This is a genomic window from Marinobacter lacisalsi (assembly GCF_042651045.1).
Lineage (GTDB): Bacteria > Pseudomonadota > Gammaproteobacteria > Pseudomonadales > Oleiphilaceae > Marinobacter > Marinobacter lacisalsi.
In genome coordinates this window covers 88,789-105,914 of the sequence record NZ_JBHSDI010000016.1, presented here as the reverse complement: position 1 = coordinate 105,914, position 17,126 = coordinate 88,789, and the positions used below count along the sequence as shown (strand labels likewise).

The 17,126-nt window shown below is 62.4% G+C and carries 13 protein-coding genes; 7 read left to right on the top strand and 6 right to left on the bottom strand.

Features of this window, described 5'->3' with window-relative positions; translation table 11 throughout:
- Positions 1–134: 134 nt before the first annotated feature.
- Entirely contained in the window at positions 135–2,582 is a 2,448-nt protein-coding gene (locus ACFOZ5_RS13015) for an acyl-CoA dehydrogenase (protein WP_379887993.1), read from the top strand.
- Positions 2,579–2,965: a fluoride efflux transporter CrcB gene (gene crcB / locus ACFOZ5_RS13010; protein ID WP_379887991.1), complete on the top strand. Its 387-nt coding sequence runs from the start codon at positions 2,579–2,581 to the stop codon at positions 2,963–2,965. Before ACFOZ5_RS13015 ends, crcB begins: the two co-directional genes overlap by 4 nt.
- Positions 2,966–3,104: 139 nt before the next feature.
- On the opposite strand, the gene ACFOZ5_RS13005 is transcribed toward crcB, so the two are convergent.
- Positions 3,105–3,311, bottom strand: a complete 207-nt coding sequence (locus ACFOZ5_RS13005) for a cold-shock protein (protein ID WP_189571230.1) — start codon at positions 3,309–3,311, stop codon at positions 3,105–3,107.
- A gap of 307 nt (positions 3,312–3,618) precedes the next feature.
- Positions 3,619–4,419, bottom strand: coding sequence for a dienelactone hydrolase family protein (locus ACFOZ5_RS13000; RefSeq protein WP_379887989.1), 801 nt, complete (start codon positions 4,417–4,419; stop codon positions 3,619–3,621).
- A 181-nt stretch (positions 4,420–4,600) separates the two neighbouring features.
- Here ACFOZ5_RS13000 and ald point away from each other — a divergent pair, with 181 nt between their 5' ends.
- Positions 4,601–5,716 (top strand): alanine dehydrogenase, encoded by a 1,116-nt coding sequence (ald, locus tag ACFOZ5_RS12995; protein WP_379887987.1) that lies wholly within the window; start codon positions 4,601–4,603, stop codon positions 5,714–5,716.
- 32 nt (positions 5,717–5,748) lie between these two features.
- Positions 5,749–6,321, top strand: coding sequence for a glutathione S-transferase family protein (locus ACFOZ5_RS12990; RefSeq protein WP_379887985.1), 573 nt, complete (start codon positions 5,749–5,751; stop codon positions 6,319–6,321).
- Positions 6,322–6,327: 6 nt separating this feature from the next.
- Here ACFOZ5_RS12990 and ACFOZ5_RS12985 read toward each other — a convergent pair whose 3' ends face one another.
- Positions 6,328–7,323: an LLM class flavin-dependent oxidoreductase gene (locus ACFOZ5_RS12985; RefSeq protein ID WP_379887983.1), complete on the bottom strand. Its 996-nt coding sequence runs from the start codon at positions 7,321–7,323 to the stop codon at positions 6,328–6,330.
- Here ACFOZ5_RS12985 and ACFOZ5_RS12980 point away from each other — a divergent pair.
- On the top strand, positions 7,317–9,404 hold the full coding sequence (locus ACFOZ5_RS12980) for a putative bifunctional diguanylate cyclase/phosphodiesterase (protein WP_379887980.1): 2,088 nt from the start codon (positions 7,317–7,319) through the stop codon (positions 9,402–9,404). The two genes, ACFOZ5_RS12985 and ACFOZ5_RS12980, sit on opposite strands and share 7 nt — an antisense overlap.
- A gap of 110 nt (positions 9,405–9,514) precedes the next feature.
- Complete coding sequence (locus tag ACFOZ5_RS12975; protein WP_379887978.1) at positions 9,515–12,238, top strand: HAD-IC family P-type ATPase; 2,724 nt, start codon at positions 9,515–9,517, stop codon at positions 12,236–12,238.
- A gap of 33 nt (positions 12,239–12,271) precedes the next feature.
- On the opposite strand, the gene ACFOZ5_RS12970 is transcribed toward ACFOZ5_RS12975, so the two are convergent.
- On the bottom strand, positions 12,272–14,683 hold the full coding sequence (locus ACFOZ5_RS12970; RefSeq protein WP_379887976.1) for a phosphoketolase family protein: 2,412 nt from the start codon (positions 14,681–14,683) through the stop codon (positions 12,272–12,274).
- 163 nt (positions 14,684–14,846) lie between these two features.
- Between ACFOZ5_RS12970 and ACFOZ5_RS12965 the strand changes: the two genes are divergently transcribed.
- A complete protein-coding gene (locus ACFOZ5_RS12965) occupies positions 14,847–15,326 on the top strand; it encodes an asparaginase domain-containing protein (protein ID WP_379887973.1) in 480 nt (159 codons plus the stop codon).
- A 9-nt stretch (positions 15,327–15,335) separates the two neighbouring features.
- On the opposite strand, the gene ACFOZ5_RS12960 is transcribed toward ACFOZ5_RS12965, so the two are convergent.
- Together ACFOZ5_RS12960 and ACFOZ5_RS12955 are read right to left on the bottom strand one after the other, a co-directional pair.
- Positions 15,336–16,037 (bottom strand): pseudouridine synthase, encoded by a 702-nt coding sequence (locus ACFOZ5_RS12960; protein ID WP_379887971.1) that lies wholly within the window; start codon positions 16,035–16,037, stop codon positions 15,336–15,338.
- Positions 16,038–16,039: 2 nt separating this feature from the next.
- Positions 16,040–17,074, bottom strand: coding sequence for a metal-dependent hydrolase (locus tag ACFOZ5_RS12955; RefSeq protein WP_379887968.1), 1,035 nt, complete (start codon positions 17,072–17,074; stop codon positions 16,040–16,042).
- Positions 17,075–17,126: the final 52 nt, after the last annotated feature.

The window sequence follows — 17,126 nt, the reverse complement described above, 5'->3', positions numbered from 1 at the left end:
AACGTAGGAAATTGCTACGAACCCTTCGAAGATGGCCGTCGATCCGGACGTCTTCGGAGATGCTGACATTCAAGGATGGCCTGCCAGGCCTCACCCCATTTGGACACCTGTCCGGAGGATAAAAGAGAGCGCCTATGATGACCCTGATACTGTTTGTTCTGGCCGCTGCTTCGCTGCTGGCGGTAATGCGTCGTGAAGCGGGGGCCAAGCCCGCCATTGCGGTAATGGTGGTATTCGGCCTGTTGTCGTGGATCTTCGCCTCGGGCTGGCTGACCCTGTTGTTGTTCATCGGCGCGGCGGCAACCGCTGCTGCCGGTCTGCCCCAGTTCCGACGCAGCTGGCTGACGCCGCGGGTGTTCGCCATGTTCAAGAAAGTCGCTCCGAAGGTTTCGGCCACCGAGCAGGTGGCGCTGGATGCCGGCACCGTGGGTTGGGACGGCGACCTGTTTACCGGGCGCCCCGACTGGCATAACCTGCTGATCAACCGCAATACCGGCCTGACCGAGGAAGAACAGGCGTTCGTGGACAACCAGTGCGTCAAGGCGGTGTCCATGTGCAATTCCTGGGACATTGCGGTCGAGCGGGCGGACCTGCCGGCTGAGCTGTGGGAATACATCAAGAAGGAAAAATTCCTGGGGATGATTATCCCGAAGCAATACGGCGGTCTGGAATTCTCCGCCAAGGCCCAGTCTGCGGTGCTCCAGCGTCTGGGGGCCAACGAGGTGCTGATGACGTCCGTGGGTGTACCCAACTCCCTGGGCCCCGGCGAGTTGCTGGTCAAATACGGCACCGATGAGCAGAAAGACTATTACCTGCCGCGACTGGCCGATGGCCGGGAGATTCCGTGCTTCGGCCTGACCGGTCCCCGGGCCGGCTCTGACGCCACTTCCCTGCCGGACACCGGCATCGTCTGCAAGGGAAAATATGACGGCAAGGAAGTGCTGGGCCTCAAACTCAACTTTGAGAAACGCTGGATCACCCTGGCGCCAATCGCCACCGTGGTCGGGCTGGCCTTCCAGATGTTCGACCCGGACGGCCTGCTGGGTGAGGAAAAAGAACTGGGTATCACCTGTGCCCTGATTCCCCGTGACACCGAAGGTATGGAAATCGGACGTCGACACTGGCCCATTGGCAGCCCGTTCATGAACGGGCCGATTGTCGGCAAGGATGTGTTCATTCCCCTGGACTTTATTATTGGCGGGCCGGAAATGGCCGGAGAGGGCTGGCGCATGCTGGTGGAGTGTCTGTCGGTGGGTCGCTGTATTACCCTGCCGTCCGGTGCTGCCGGGTCCTGCGCTACCGCCGTCGGGGTAGGCGGGGGCTATACCCGCATCCGTCGCCAGTTCAACAACCCGGTGGCGGATATGGAGGGCGTGCAGGAAGCCCTGGCGCGAATCGCCGGCCACTGTTACATCGCCCAGTCGTCGGTGTTGCAGACCGCCAACATGGTCGATAACGGCGGCAAACCGGCCGTGCCTTCGGCCATCCTCAAATATCACCTGACCGAGATGCAACGCTCCGCTCTGACCGACGCCATGGATGTGCACGGGGGCAAGACAGTCACCCTTGGGCCGCGCAACTACCTGGGCATCGGTTATTCCGGCTCAGCGGTGTCCATAACCGTGGAAGGTGCCAACATCATGACCCGCAGCCTGATGATCTTTGGTCAGGGGGCCATTCGGTGCCATCCCTATGTACTGAAGGAGCTGGCCGCCAAGGACAAGGACGATGAAAAGGCATTCGATGAAGTCTTCTTCAAGCATGCCGGGCTGATTTTCGGCAACGCCGCCCGGGCCTTTACCCAGGCCCTGGGGCTGGGCAGGGCGGAGGTGCCCTTTGACAGCACCGCCCGCCGCTATGCCCAGGCGGTGGCCCGGTTCAGTGCCGCCTTCGGCCTGTGCTCCGATGCTGCCATGACCACATTGGGCTCGCAGTTGAAGATGCGCGAGCTGATCTCGGCCAGACTGGGTGACATGCTGTCCAACCTGTATATGGCTTCCATGGTGCTCAAGCACTGGCATGAGACCCAGCCGGTGGAAGGTGAAGCGGATGTGCTGGAATACAGCATGAGCCTGCTGTTGTACCGCACCGAAACCGCCCTGGACGAGCTGCTGCAGAACCTGCCCAACCGGGCGGTGGCGGTTGCCCTGAGAGGTGTCACCATGCCGCTCGGTCGTCGTTGGCACCTGCCCACCGATGATCTGGTGCGCCGGGTTGCCCGTGCCGTTTCCACCGACAGCCCGGTCCGGAACAAGCTGCTTCAGCCAATATGGCATACCGAGGGTGACGACAAGGAAAACCCGGTGGCACGCTACAACGCCCTGTTGAAGGATAACGAGCGGGCGGATCCCATCTACCGCAAGGTGGCGAAGGCCGCTGCCAAGGGCGAGCTGCCGGCGCAGGCCCTGCATCCCGAGGAGCAGTTCGAGGCGGCCTACGAGGCGAAGATACTCAGCGAGGACGAAATCACGTTCATGCGAGAGTACGAGAAGAACGTGCTTGAGATGCTGACCGTGGATGACTTCCCGTTTGACGCGCTGGCCATGGACAAGTCCACCCTGGTTGACCATAACCCGGCATGAATGGCTGGGCGTTCCTTGCAGTCAGTGTTGGCGCCGTCATCGGCGCCAACCTGCGCTGGGGGCTGAGCCTCTGGCTCAATGGGCCGGGCCATGGTGTGCAACCCGGTACTCTGGTCGCCAACCTGATCGGAGCTGGCCTGGCCGGCTTCTTCATCAGCTGGTTCAGTCACAGCTCGCTGTCGCCGGAATGGCGGCTGTTTGCCGTTACCGGGCTGTGTGGCGCGCTGACCACCTTCTCGACGTTTTCACTGGAACTGGTGGGAGCGATCGAGGCTGACCGATGGCTGGTGGCCCTGGTTACCGTGCTGGTGCATGTGCTCGGTTCGCTGGCCATGGTGGGGGTAGGCATGTGGGTCTATGGCCTGACCCGATCCATTGGCTGATCAACGTTTATCGGGGCCCGCCTGCGGAGCACCAGGCCATGCCCGGATATGACCAACAAAAAAGGCAGCCAACTGGCTGCCTTTTTTATTCAGTAGCACTCAGAACGGGTTCCGGGTGCTACCCACGTTGAAGCCTGATTTACAGGGGGACAACGTTCTCCGCCTGAGGGCCTTTCTGGCCCTGGGTTACGGTGAACTCGACCTGCTGGCCTTCGGCCAGGGTCTTGAAGCCGCTGCCCTGAATGGCACTGTAGTGAACGAAAACGTCCGGGCCGGACTCACGGGTGATGAAGCCAAAACCTTTCGCTTCGTTGAAGAACTTAACAGTACCGGTAACAGTAGACATACTCGATTTTCCTGTATTCATATCACTTGCTAGATATTGCCCTTCTCACACCAGCCTTGGGCTGGATGCCGTCAAAGGACCTTTGGGAGGAATCACAGAATTGCGGATTCAAAAACACGACGAATACATCACTGCAGAAGTAGAGAAACGCCTTGATTGTTGAAGTGCTTTACTGATCTTTCCTGATTTCTGACTCTACTCCTGCTTTTCGTGGAATGCCAGCCCTTTGGATACAAAAAAACACGTACTTTAACCGGGCCGCCGATCGGGCGGACACCAACACCTTGTGCCAGTGTCCGCCATTGATTTAGCGGGCAAAAATCTCCTGATAAAAGCGCATGGTGCCTTCCCAGGAGCGCTCGGCAGCGGCTTCGTTGTAACCCACGGGCATGTCAAATTCCTCGGCAATGGCATCAGCCCCCGGGTTCATGAAGGAATGCTGTACGCCGGGAAAGCTGGTGACTGAAAAGTCGGCCTGTGCCTGCTGCATATCGGTCACGAAGGTGCCCACCTGTTCCGCCGGTACCATCTGGTCGGCGCCGCCGGTGTACACCTGGATGCGGGCGCTGATATCGCCGGGCTCGGGAGTGATCGGGCTGCCCAGGGACCCGTGGTAGCTGACCACACCATCCAGATCCATGCCAAGGCGGGCCATATTCAGTACCACGGCGCCGCCGAAGCAGTAGCCCTGGGCGGCGATGCGGTTATCGTCCACGGTATCGTGATTGCGCAACTGTTCCATGGCGGCGGCGAACCGCGCCTGCAGCTTCTCCGGGTCGCCGGTGGCCTCCTTCATGAAGGCCTGGGCCTCTTTCGGGTGGTCGGTGACCTTGCCCTTGCCATACATGTCCAGTGCGAAGGCCGTGTAGCCGGCGGCGGCCAGCTTCTCCGCCTGGTCACGGGCAAATTCGTTATGGCCCCACCATTCGTGTACTACCAGAACCCCGGGGCGCTCACCCTGGTCACTGTCGTTCCAGGCCAGGTAGCCGGTGAAGGTCTTGCCGTCCACGGTGTATTCCACGGTTTCTGTCTGTAGCTCGGCGTTAACAGCGCCGACGCTCAGGGAAAGGGCGATAGCGGCGGCCAGCGGAGTGAGTTTTCCAGTCATGAATAAATCCTTTTAGCAGTAGGAATTGGGGTGCTGAATGATCATAGAACACTTTGGCTTTACGGCGCGAACGCCAGGACGGATGTCTTGGCCAGAGTCCTCAGAGGCGAGCGGTAGATTAAGCAATTAACCAGACGGGACACTAGACTCAATGACAAACCCATTGTCCGGGAGGCATGGCATGAGAATCGGCGTACCGAAGGAAATCAAGAATCATGAATACCGGGTGGGCATGACCCCTTCCGCCGTGCGGGAGCTCACCCAGGGCGGTCATGAAGTGGTAGTGCAGGCCGGCGCCGGTGAGGCGATTGGTTTTTCCGATGACGATTACCGACAGGCCGGCGCACATCTCGAATCTTCCCCGGAAGCGGTATTCCGCAATGCCGGCTTGATCGTCAAGGTCAAGGAGCCGCAGGCTGAGGAACGTCAGCTTTTAACTCCGGACCAGACCCTGTTCACCTATCTGCACCTGGCACCGGACCCGGATCAGACCCACGATCTGGTGGCTTCCGGAGCCACCTGTATTGCCTATGAAACGGTCACCGATGATCATGGTCACCTGCCATTGCTGGCGCCCATGTCGGAGGTGGCCGGGCGTATGGCCGTGCAGGCCGGGGCCCATTGCCTGGAGCGTGCCAGGGGCGGGCGGGGCGTACTCCTTGGTGGTGTGCCCGGCGTCAGTCCGGCCCGGGTGACCATTATCGGAGCCGGTATGGTTGGACAGAACGCGCTGGCCATGGCCGTGGGGCTGGGGGCGGATGTCACCATCCTCGACCTGGATATCAATATGTTGCGGGAGCTGGATCATCGCTATGGCAACCGCATCCGCACCGTCTTCTCCAGTGCTGACCAGCTTGACCAGTGTGTCACGGAGTCAGACCTGGTGATTGGTGCGGTGCTGATTCCAGGTGCCTCCGCTCCCAAGCTGGTGACCCGGGACATGCTCAGGAGAATGCCTGATGGCAGCGTGCTGGTGGACGTCGCCATTGATCAGGGCGGCTGTGCGGAGACGTCACGGCCGACCACCCATGATGACCCGGTCTTTATTGAAGAAGGTGTCGTGCATTACTGTGTCGCCAATATGCCCGGGGCCGTGGCGAGGACATCCACTCTGGCGCTGAACAACGCAACCCTGCCGTTTATCCGGCAGCTGGCAGAGCGGGGGCCGGTGGCGGCCATGAAGGAGAACCCCCATCTGCTGGCCGGACTCAACGTCTATGACGGACAGGTCACCTATCGTGAGGTAGCCGAGGCGCACGGTCTGGCCTATGCTGATCCCCGTTCCGTGCTGCCCTGATAGCAGCAGTCCCTGACCCTGATGGAGTGACCATGAAGCTGATCGGTTCCAATACCTCTCCCTACGTTCGGCGTATACGACTGCTGCTGTCGGAGACGCCCCACGACTTCGTTCACCTGGATATCTACGGAGAGGGTCGTGACGAATTGCGGCGTAATAACCCTACGCTCAAGATTCCTGTGCTCAGGGACGGCGATCAGGATATCTACGATTCCCGGGTGATCGCCCGTTATCTGGGGGAGAAACTCGATCTGGCCCCCCTTGACTGGCACCAGGAGAACCAGCTGACCCTGATTGACGGCGCCAACGACTCCTGCGTCACCTTGTTGCTGGCCCGCAAGTCCGGATTGGATGTGGAGGCCGACGTGATGTTCTGGAACCTCCAGCGGGAGCGGATCATGACCACCCTGCGCACCCTCAATGCCATGGTGGAGGCAGGCGAGTTTGCCGGATGGGATTATCCGGCCATCTGCCTGTACTGCCTGGTGGACTGGATGCAGTTCCGGGAACTGGTGGAGTTCACCGGCGTCGAGAGTCTGCTGGCCTTCCGTGACCACCACCGGCATGAGGCGAAAGTGGCGGACACCGATCCCCGCAATGCCTAGCGGAGATCAGAGGCTATCCCTGACCTCGGCCAGGATGTCCAGGCTATGGCGGCGTCTGGCCGGGTCGTACAGGTCCACGGTGAACATAAGCTCGTCCACCTCCACGGTGGCAAGGATCTGCTGAAGACGCTGGCGGATGCTGTCCGCATCACCCAGTAGTTGCAGCCCCAGGAAGTCTTTCACGCCGGCCTCCTCGGCAGGGCTCCAGAGACCTTCCATGGACTCCACCGGTGGCTTCATCCACAGGGGCTGGCCCCGGAACAGGGCGAGGATGCGCTGGTAGCTGGTGGTGGTCAGGTGCTCGGCTTCGGCCACCGAATCCGCCGGCACGGCCGGCAGGCACAGCATGGCGTGGGGCCGGTCCAGCTGTTCAGACGGCCGGAAGTGGTCCCGGTAGACTTTCAGGGCTTCCCGGTACAGCCGTGGCGCAAAGTGACCGGCAAAGGCGTAGGGCAGCCCCCGCAGGGCCGCCAGCTGAGCGCTGTACAGGGATGAACCCAGCAGCCAGATGGGCACATTGGTGCCGGCCCCGGGAATCGCCTTGACCTGTTGCCCCGGTTGTAGCGGCCCCAACAATGCCTGCAGCTGCTCGACGTCGTGGGGAAACTGTTCCGCGCCGATGCCGTCACGGCGCAGTGCCCGGCTGGTGATGGGGTCGGTGCCAGGGGCGCGGCCCAGGCCCAGGTCAATACGGCCAGGGTACAGGCACCCCAGGGTGCCGAACTGTTCGGCAATCACCAGTGGCGGGTGGTTGGGCAACATAACGCCACCGGAGCCGACGCGGATGCGCTCGGTCTTGCCGGCGATGTGGCCAATCAAAACCGAGGTGGCGGCGCTGCTGATGCCTTCCATATTGTGGTGTTCCGCCAGCCAGAAACGGTTGAAATCCAGGCTTTCCGCATGGCGTGCGTAGGCTACACTGTTGGACAGCGTCTGTGATACGGAGTCGCCTTCCCTGACGGATGCAAGCTCCAGTAGTGAAAAAGCTTTCTTGGATGGCATGGATGCTCCGGCGTTGCGTAAACAGTCTGGTGTGCCGTCAAGGGCGTTCGCTGGCCTACGGCAAGACCCCCGATGCGCACCAGGGCAGCATACTGCATGGTGCAGTGCCACAGGAAGCCGGCCAGGCCATCGGAGTCGCGGAGGTATTTGTAGTGTCGCTACCTGAAGTCCGGACATCGCCCGTCAGGATTGCCCTGATCTACCTGGCGCTGGGCTGCCTGTGGATCCTGTTTTCCGACCAGCTGGTGGCCTGGCTGTTTGCGGGCACGGGCACAGATATGCTGTCGAAGGCCCAGACATTCAAGGGCTGGGTATTTGTGCTGGTCAGCGCGGTGTTGATTGGCTGGCTGGTGCATCAGTCCCTGCAGAAGCTGGAACATGCTACCAGTTTCATGACGCTGCAGAGCTCCATGATCGAGCATGCCCATACCGGAATTCTGGCGGCGGATGCCGGGCGCCGGATCATTTACGCCAACCCGGCCATTGCCCGCATGAACAATGTCAGGCTGGACCGCGTTCTTGGCAGGCCGCTCTCGGAGTTCCGATCCGGCGCCCATGATGACGCCTTTTATGATCAGCTCTGGCAGGAGGTGGAAAGTAGCGGCCTGTGGCAGGGGGAGGTGGTGGCCTGGCGCCGGGACGGGTCTATGTACAACCAGTGGGTGACGGTTACCCGGGTGAATGATAGTAAGCAGAAGGCGGCCTACTACATTCTATTCATAACGGATATCACCGAAGAAAAGGCCGACAAGGAAAGACTGCGCTATCTGGCCTTCTATGACCCCCTGACGGATCTGCCCAACCGGGCCATGATGTCGGACCACATCCGTAACGCCCTGCGCCAGACATCGGAGCAGGGTGACTGCCAGGTAGCGCTGATGTTCATCGACCTGGACGACTTCAAGACCATCAACGAATCCTATGGTCACCAGCTCGGTGATCGCCTGTTACAGGTAGCCGGGCAGCGAATCCTGCAAACCCTGTCCGACGGGCACGAGCTGGGCCGGTTTGGTGGTGACGAGTTTGTGGTGATGATGCCCCGCGTTACCGACCAGCAGCAGGTGGAACAGCTGGCAACAGCGCTGCTTGATGCCCTGGGAGCAGGCTTCCGCCTGGACGACAATACCCGGGTCATGGTGCGCGCCAGTATCGGTATCTGTCTGGCCTGCGGTGACAGGGCCGGCGACAACCTGGGGGCGGTATCCCGTCTGTTCAGCCAGGCAGACTCCGCGCTGTCGGAGGCCAAGCTGGCCGGCAAGAACACGTTTGCTTTCTACAATGCCGACATGACCCGCCTGGCACGCCGCCGGCTGGAACTGGAGGAAGCGCTGACCACCGGGCTGGCGCTGAATCAGTTCGAGCTTTTCTACCAGCCCGTCTACAGCATCGGTACCGGAGAACTGACCGGGGCGGAGGCGCTGATCCGCTGGCGTCATCCCGAGTGGGGTCTGGTGTCGCCCGGTGAGTTTATCCCCCTGACTGAGGAAACCGGGCTGATCGTGGAACTCGGCGAATGGGTGCTGAGAGAGGCGGCGGGCCAGGTCCGGCAGTGGCTGGATCAGGGACTGGAGCCGGGGTCCGTGGCCATCAATGTGTCCTCACGGCAGCTGATGCGGGGGCATTTCCCCGGCATTCTCAAGCAGGCGGTGGAAAATGCCGGTATTCCGGCGCATCGTCTGGAAATGGAGCTGACGGAGAGCAGTCTGCTGGCGCTGGGGGATCGCACCACCGAGTTGCTGGCTGAAATGCGGGCCACCGGCGCGCGTCTGGCCGTCGATGACTTCGGTACCGGGTATTCCTCCCTGAGCTACCTGCGCCGGTTCAAGGTCGACAAGCTCAAGATCGACAGCAGCTTCGTCAATGAACTGGCCATGGAGGGGGGTGGTGAAGGCATCGTCAAGGCGATTATCCGCATGGGGCAGGCCATGGATCTGGAGGTTCAGGCGGAGGGGGTGGAACTGGAAAGCCAACTGGTCACTCTGGCCGAGCTTGGCTGCGACAGTTTCCAGGGGTTCCTGCGGGCTGCGCCCATGCCTGCCGGGGAGTTCCAGAACCTGTTGACCAGCATCCGGTCCGGTTGATTTATCGTCCAAACCGTTTCTTGACCTGAAGCATGGCGCCCCTCTGTAGCCTCGGATGCAGTAGAGGCCTGATACGTGATGCCCCCGTCTGTTGAAAATGGAGTTCAACCATGACCGCCCCGACTTCCGAAACTGATGCCGTTCACGGCGTGCCCTGGCATAACCTGAGTCCCGGGGATGTGCGGGGCCGCCTCGACGCCGGGGGGCCGCTGGATGCGGACGCCGTCAGGCAACGCCTGCAGCACTATGGCCCCAACCAGTTACCGGAGGCCGCCCGCAGGGGGCCAATGGCCCGACTCGGCAGGCAGCTGAAGAACTTCCTCATCTATGTGCTGCTCAGTGCCGCACTGATAACGGCATTGCTGGGTCACTGGATGGATACCGTCGTGATTCTGGCCGTGGTGGTGGTCCAGACCCTGGTGGGGTTCCTGCAGGAGGGTAAGGCAGAACAGGCGCTGGCGGCCATAAGGCACATGCTCGCGCCCCAGGCGGTGGTGCTTCGCAGCGATGGCCGCCATACCATTGCGGCGGCCGAGCTGGTGCCCGGAGACACTCTGTTGCTGGAGCCGGGTGACCGGGCGCCGGCGGACGTGCGACTGGAGCGCGTCCACGGTCTTCAGGTGGATGAAGCCATACTCACCGGGGAGTCCATGGCGGTGGACAAGGCGGTGGCCAGCGAGCCCGAAGGCGCAGCCCTGGGGGATCAGCGCAGCATGGTCTTTGCCGGCACCATGGTGACAACCGGTACGGCCCAGGGAGTGGTGGTCCGCACCGGGCAGGCTACCGAAATCGGCCGTATTTCCGGCCTGCTTCGTTATACCGACACCCTCAAGACCCCGTTGCTGGAACAGATAGACCGTTTTGCCCGGTACCTGTCGATATTGATCATTGTGGCGGCGGTGATGATCTTCCTCGCGGGCACATGGTTCAGTGGCATGGCCACCGATGAGCTGTTCATGGCGGTGGTGGGCCTGACGGTGGCCGCGATTCCGGAGGGGCTGCCAGCCATTCTCACCATTACCCTGGCCATCGGGGTTCGTCGTATGGCCACGCGCAAGGCGGTAGTGCGGCGGATGCCGGTGATCGAGACCCTGGGGGCGGTGTCGGTGATCTGTTCCGACAAGACCGGCACACTGACCCGTAACGAGATGACGGTGACGGCGCTGGTGGCAGGAGGCGAACGTTTTGAGGTCACCGGTACCGGATACTCTCCCGATGGGGCGGTGAGCGGACCAACTGGTCAGAAGCTCTCGCCGGCCGTGGGCGAGCTTGCTCTGGCTGGCACGTTATGCAATGACGCCCATCTAAAGCTGCAACAGGACCCGGTGCGGGTGGAGGGTGACCCCATGGAGGGCGCCCTGAAGGTACTGGCCCTGAAGGTGGACAATGAGCTAGCCGGCGTGGACGGCCAGTGGCGACGAGTGGATGAGGTCCCGTTCGACGCCGATTACCGTTTCATGGCCACCCTCCACCATGATCATCATGGTCATGCCATGGTCTATCTGAAAGGCGCGCCGGAACAGGTGCTTGCCATGTGTTCCGACGCCATGACCACCGATGGCTCCTTGCAGCCACTGGATGCCGGCCCCTGGCAGAAGAAGATCGATGATATGGCGGCAGAGGGGCTGCGGGTGCTGGCGTTCGCCCGCTTGCCGGTGTCTTCCGGCACCAGCTCACTGGCCATTGAGGATGTTCGCCAGGGGCTGCAGTTCCTGGGCGTGGCCGGCTTCATGGATCCGCCCCGGCCAGAAGCCGTAAAAGCGATTGCCGACTGTCATGACGCTGGCATTCGGGTGAAGATGATTACCGGCGACCACGCCCGTACCGCAGGGGCCATTGCCTCAAAGCTGGGCCTGCGGGAAACCGGGCGGGTGCTCACGGGAGCGGATCTGGACCAGGTGGATGACAGGGAACTGGTCAACCTGGCTGCCACGGTGGATGTCTTTGCCCGCACCAGTCCCGAGCACAAACTACGGCTGGTGAAGGCCCTGCAGGCTGGCCATGGTGTTGTCGCCATGACTGGAGACGGCGTCAACGATGCGCCCGCGCTCAAGCGTGCCGACGTGGGTATTGCGATGGGGCTGAAAGGCTCCGAGGCGGCTCGGGAAGCGGCTTCCATGGTTTTGCTGGATGACAATTTTGCCAGTATAGCGGCCGCTGTCCGTGAGGGACGCACCGTCTATGACAACCTGCGCAAGGGTCTGGCGTTTCTGCTGCCCATTAACGGTGGCGAGTCAGTCAGTCTGGTCGTCGCGCTGCTGCTGGGGCTGACCCTGCCGATCACTGCCCTTCAGATCCTGTGGGTCAATATGGTGAGTTCGGTGGTACTGGCCATGACCCTGGCGTTCGAGCCAACGGAAGGTGATGTCATGAAACGTCCCCCCAGGGCCCGGGCCGAATCCCTGTTACAGGGGTTCGTGGTATGGCGGGTGCTGGTGGTATCGTTGTTGTTTCTTGCTGGTATTTTCGCGGCCTGGGGCTGGGGTATGGGCCGCACCGGTGAGCTGGAGTATGCCCGCACGATGGCCGTCAACACGCTGGTTGCCATGGAGGTGTTCTACCTGTTCGCCGTGCGTTACCTGGATACGCCCTCGATCACCCTGCGGGGCGTGGTGGGTACGCCGATAGTCATCGGTGCGCTGGTGGCGGTAGTGATCCTGCAATCGCTGTTTACCTGGGTGCCCCTGTTCAATGAAGCTTTTGGCTCTGCGCCGATGGATCTGGCTGGTCTGGCCTTTTCGGCAACCGCGGGGGTGGCGGTACTGATTCTGCTCGAGCTGGAAACACGGGTCAGGAGCAGCTTTTCCAGTCGCCGGGTGGACCCGGTAAGGTAGCGGGATACCCGGTCGGAACATCAGGCCCGGCGGTCAGGCCAGCAAAATGTCCGGCTCGCCATGGCCTTCCACCGCGGCGATTTCCTCATCGCTCAGGAACAGGCTGGGGGAATGACCGAGGAGCTGTGCGCCCTGGTAAAGCGCGTGCGCCCAGGTGCACTGGTTCGCGAACAGCATGCCGGCTTCATTCAGCGTGCCGCCGCGGTTGATGTAGCCCAGCACCCGGCTGTGTTTCGGGTTGCCGCAGAGGTTCCCGGCGTGACCGCGGAACACCTCCGGGCGCATGTGGGTGAGCACCACCCGGTGCGGGTACCGGCTGGGCGCCAGCCTTTCCTGCTCCAGCTCCGGCAACGTGTAGGCCGCTTCGAAACGGTCCCGGGGAGTGCGGAAGCGGCCGGGTTCCTGCACGTAAACCAGGCGGAAAGGCGTAGCGGTATCACGCAGCCGCTCACTGGCATGGATCAGTTCGGAGAGTTGGTAGGCGCCATTGGCGATCAGCAGCAGGGGGGTGCCCTCCGACAGATCCTCATCCACTACCTGGGCACCGGTCGCGGCCAGACTGCGGGCCTCATCGGCGGTGAATACGCAGGGCCGGTCCCGCTTGGGGACCACCATGCAGGCGAGCTGGCCCCGGCTGGAATAGATGCCCGGTAGCAGCGCCTGCGTGCTGTTATAGTCCGCCGGGAACAGCACCCGGACCATGTCATTCATTTCTCCCAGCAAGGCTTCGCAGAAGGTGGTGTCCTGGTGGGACTGCTCGTTCTTGCCGTTCTCCCAGCTGTGGGACGTGGCAATTACCGGAAAACCGAGCCAGCGGGCAGGGCGGTCCAGTTCTTTCTGGTGCCGGGCAAAGATCAGCTCCTGGCGGATAGCCCCGAGCATTTTCACGCAGAAGGCTTCATAACTGGCGACCAGGTTCAGGCCCCCCTTGTTGGCCAGGCATGCGGATACCACGGCCTCCTCGTTGAGGGCGGTAATGATGTTGCCGTGAATCGACTCGGTGTCGTTTTCCGGGTCATCGACCCGGTGGCGGAGGGCATGCAGCACCCCGGACAACTTGTTGCTGGCCAGCTCATCCGGGTTGCCCACCCGGGGTCTCAGCCGCGGATTGCTGGCGACCATGGCCTGAAAGAAGTCATCTACCGCCAGCATGGGTGAGCAGGTGTCAGAGCGTGGGGGCAATTCCGGCATGGCCGGTGCTTCCGGATTACGGGTCGCCAGCGGGTGGTCCTTTTCCTGGGGGCGTTGCTGGCGACGGTGGTTGCTGATCAGCTCGACGGCGTCCTGCAACTCCGTTTCCGGTACGTGCAGGACGCCGGTGTGCTGGTTGAACAGGTCCCGCGCCCGGGCATCACGGCGTGGGTTGCCGGGCAGGGGCAGGTTGTGGGCTGCGTTACTGCCAGCACCATGGAAGCCGTACCCCTTGACGGTTTCGGCAATGCCATAGGGAATGGGCAGTGGGTACCTGCGCAGCCCCTGGCCGTGTTCCCGCGCGGCCTTCTTCAGGCGTCGCTCCATGGTGAACAGCGTGCATACGAAAGCGGCCGGATCGCGGCCATCGAACCGTATGGCGTCGAACCCACAGCGGTTCAGGTGGGTCATGAAGCCGTCCAGACCCTCGCGGGTGCCCAGCTCGGTGCGTTGTTCGATGCGCCGCCCGTTGGCAATCATGACCGGGAGGGGCAAGCCGCAGTCCTCTGCCCGCCACCAGCGCGGGGCCCAGTCGCTGCCCCTCTGTTCTTCCGCTGCGCCGTCCGACAGGAACGCCACCAGGCTCTCTCCGGGCAACGGCATATGCACGTACTGCAACTCCGCGAATCCCAGGTAGCCACCTTCCATGACGCCGCCTGCCGTAAAGGGATTGACGTGACTGCCCAGGGGCGCCTCGGTGCGTCCATCCGACTGTTGGCGATAGCTGTAGAAGTCCGTCACCAGTCGGTCCAGACCACCGGCGGTGCCATACCGGGCGGCCTGCTCCGGGTTCAGGTTGTCCAGCAGCACGTTGACGGCGTCAATGGCAGCTACGCAGTGGCCCTGGCCCATCAGCCAGCTGCGGGTATGGCCGGTCAGCGCGTTAAGGGCCATATAGGCGGCATAGCCGGGCACCATGTTCAGGGCGCCGCCGGTGTGGCCTTCCGGGTTGATCTTGAAGTCGCTGGATTGCAGCGGAGTGCCATCCGGATGCACCCGAAGGGCGTAGGTCATGTGAACCACCATCCAGAGGCCAGCGCTGGTCACCCGGTCCAGGGCGGCGAGGGTGCGGTATACCGCAGAGGTGTCAGGCTGCAGGCCTTCGGCCACCAGTTGTTCGGCAAGGTCCAGCACCTGCTGTTGGGTATCCGGCAGATGTCGGATAACGCCGTAGCCCTGGCGCCAGCGGGCGAAGTCAGGGTCGGTGCCGGCCACGTGGTCCAGCATCTGAAGATCGGCAAAAGGTTTGCTCATGTAAGCCTCCGGTGCGCCTGGTTCCATTGTGGATCAGAGTAACCTTGTTGCCAGGGAGGCGCTTTGATTTGGGTCACTCCGGATGTCGCCCCGCTATCGGTTATGATGGAAACAACCGGGCCTCGGCCAGGTCCCGTAAACCTTTATGAACCGGAGAAACGCCATGATTCACCTCTTCACCACCGGGGGGACCATCGACAAGATCTATCATGATGCCAACAGCGAGTTCACGGTTGGCGATAGCCTGTTGCCTGAGTTACTGGAAGAAGCAAACGTTACGGTACCCTGGCGCGTGACCGGCCTGTTGCGCAAGGACAGCCTGGAACTGACCAGCGATGACCGTCAACAGGTGCGGGAGGCGGTAGCGGCCTGTCCGGAAGAGCGGATCATTATCACCCATGGCACGGATACCATGGCGGCGACGGCCGCCGTGCTCGACGGCACACCGGGCAAGACCATCGTGCTGTTCGGCGCCATGCAGCCGGCCCGAATGCGCCGCAGCGACGCAGCATTCAATCTCGGGTTTGCGGTGGCCGCGGTGCGACTGTTGCCCGCCGGTGTTTATGTGGCCATGAATGGCGAGGTATTCGAGGCCGGCAAGGTGAGGAAGAATCTCAAGGCGGGACGTTTCGAACGGGACTGACTCGCCACCCTATTCCGGTGGTGCAAGCTCGCGGACTTCATGGTCGGTAAGGTGGCGGAATTCTCCGGGAGCCAGTGAATCATCCAGCGTCAGGGAACCGATCCGGTGGCGGTGCAGGGCTTCCACGTGGTTGCCGACGGCCGCCACCATCCGCTTGACCTGATGATAGCGGCCCTCGGTGATGGTCAGGTCGATCATTCTGTCTGACAGTCGCTCAACGGTGGCTGGCCGCGTGGCGTTGTCGTCGTTACGCAGATCCAGTCCGGATTCGAGGTGTCGGTGCCCGTCGTCACTCAAGGGCTCTGCCAGGGTTACCCGATAGGTCTTGGGGCAGTGGTGGCGGGGCGATGTGATGCGATGGCTCCACTGCCCGTCAGAGGTCAGGAGCAGCAGGCCGGTGGTGTCCAGGTCAAGCCGGCCAACGGGATGTACACGTTCGGCCAGGTCGTCCGGCAGCAGGTCGGTGACCACCGGCTGGGCGGCGTCCGTGGTGGCACTCAATACCCCGGCGGGCTTGTTCAGCATCAGGTACAGCTGCCCCGGCAGCGCCACCGGTTCGCCATCCAGCATTACGGTGGCCCCTTCTGCCACCAGGGTCGACGCCTTGCGCGCGGGCTGGCCACCCAGAGTTACCCGGCCAGCCCGGATAACATGGCGTGCCTCCTTGCGGGAGAGGGCGGTGCACCGTGAGAGGAAACCGTCCAGGCGCATGGTCAGGAGCAGGTCTCGCCGGCGGGCAGCGCCTCGAAGGTCGCCATGCACAGCACCTCGGCCTCACCACTGAGTCGTGACCAGAAGGCCCGCAGGGCGTCATTGCGCATCGTGGGGCGTGGTTCCTGGGTGCTGGCGGTGGCAGACCATTCACCATCCGCGTCCTGTCGGGCAATCACAAAGGTGAAGGGATGGGCTCCGGGTACACCCAGTCTTATGTCCGTCGCCAGCAGGCTGCTATCGCGGATACTGACGTCGAGGAAGCCGTCAGTGAACCAGAACAGCCGCTGCCCCTCCCGGAAAGACACCAACTGCTCGATCAGGGCCGGATCCCGGGGGAATCTTTCCACGGTCAGGGGCCGGTCGCCCTCGAAGGGGCCGGTGACCATTTCCAGCCGTTCGTCGGCACCCAGCACGGTAACCCGCCATAGCAGTGTGGTGAACGGCATCGGCTGCACCATCCGCGGGGCCCCTGCCAGCCCCTGGCCTGCCAGATGTTCCTCGACCCGCTGGTCTACCAGTGTCTGGGCACCGAGAGCCCACAACAGGTAGGCGGACGACAGGGCCAGCGCCACCCCCTGGGCCCGGGGTGCCGGTGGTTTGAACGCGCCGTAAAGGACCGCCAACAGTAGCGGCAGGGTATACAGCGGGTCGATGATGAAAATGCTGGTGGTGCCCACGGGCGGGCCCAGGGGCCAGAACAGTTGGGTGCCGTAGGTGGTCAGGCTGTCCAGTAGCGGGTGGGTCACCAGTATCAGCAGCGTGAAGGCGAGCCAGCGGCCCCGGGAGAGCTGGGGTTTCCAACGGTGCAATGCCAGGGCCAGGGCGACCGCCAGCGGCACCAGGATAAACAGCGAGTGGCTGAACCCGCGGTGCTGGGTGAAGTTGGCGATAGCGGTGCCGTAGTCCAGCATGACATCCAGGTCTGGCAGGGTGCCGAGGGCCGCGCCGCCGATGAAGGCGGCACGACCCAGCGTGCGGCTGGCAACGGCACCGCCAATGCAGGCGCCAAGAGCAGCCTGGGTTACTGAATCCATACCATTAAACCCGTCCCGTTAGACTGATTGACGCCTTTTTGACACCTATTGG

What these genes read in the sequence shown, in the direction of transcription:
- ACFOZ5_RS12970 (WP_379887976.1), bottom strand. Translation starts at nt 14,683, where the DNA reads ATGAGCAAACCTTTTGCCGATCTTCAGATGCTGGACCACGTGGCCGGC.
- crcB (WP_379887991.1), top strand. Translation starts at nt 2,579, where the DNA reads ATGAATGGCTGGGCGTTCCTTGCAGTCAGTGTTGGCGCCGTCATCGGC.
- ACFOZ5_RS12955 (WP_379887968.1), bottom strand. Translation starts at nt 17,074, where the DNA reads ATGGATTCAGTAACCCAGGCTGCTCTTGGCGCCTGCATTGGCGGTGCC.
- ACFOZ5_RS13005 (WP_189571230.1), bottom strand. Translation starts at nt 3,311, where the DNA reads ATGTCTACTGTTACCGGTACTGTTAAGTTCTTCAACGAAGCGAAAGGT.
- ACFOZ5_RS12975 (WP_379887978.1), top strand. Translation starts at nt 9,515, where the DNA reads ATGACCGCCCCGACTTCCGAAACTGATGCCGTTCACGGCGTGCCCTGG.
- ald (WP_379887987.1), top strand. Translation starts at nt 4,601, where the DNA reads ATGAGAATCGGCGTACCGAAGGAAATCAAGAATCATGAATACCGGGTG.
- ACFOZ5_RS13015 (WP_379887993.1), top strand. Translation starts at nt 135, where the DNA reads ATGATGACCCTGATACTGTTTGTTCTGGCCGCTGCTTCGCTGCTGGCG.
- ACFOZ5_RS12960 (WP_379887971.1), bottom strand. Translation starts at nt 16,037, where the DNA reads ATGCGCCTGGACGGTTTCCTCTCACGGTGCACCGCCCTCTCCCGCAAG.
- ACFOZ5_RS12990 (WP_379887985.1), top strand. Translation starts at nt 5,749, where the DNA reads ATGAAGCTGATCGGTTCCAATACCTCTCCCTACGTTCGGCGTATACGA.
- ACFOZ5_RS12985 (WP_379887983.1), bottom strand. Translation starts at nt 7,323, where the DNA reads ATGCCATCCAAGAAAGCTTTTTCACTACTGGAGCTTGCATCCGTCAGG.
- ACFOZ5_RS12980 (WP_379887980.1), top strand. Translation starts at nt 7,317, where the DNA reads ATGGCATGGATGCTCCGGCGTTGCGTAAACAGTCTGGTGTGCCGTCAA.
- ACFOZ5_RS12965 (WP_379887973.1), top strand. Translation starts at nt 14,847, where the DNA reads ATGATTCACCTCTTCACCACCGGGGGGACCATCGACAAGATCTATCAT.
- ACFOZ5_RS13000 (WP_379887989.1), bottom strand. Translation starts at nt 4,419, where the DNA reads ATGACTGGAAAACTCACTCCGCTGGCCGCCGCTATCGCCCTTTCCCTG.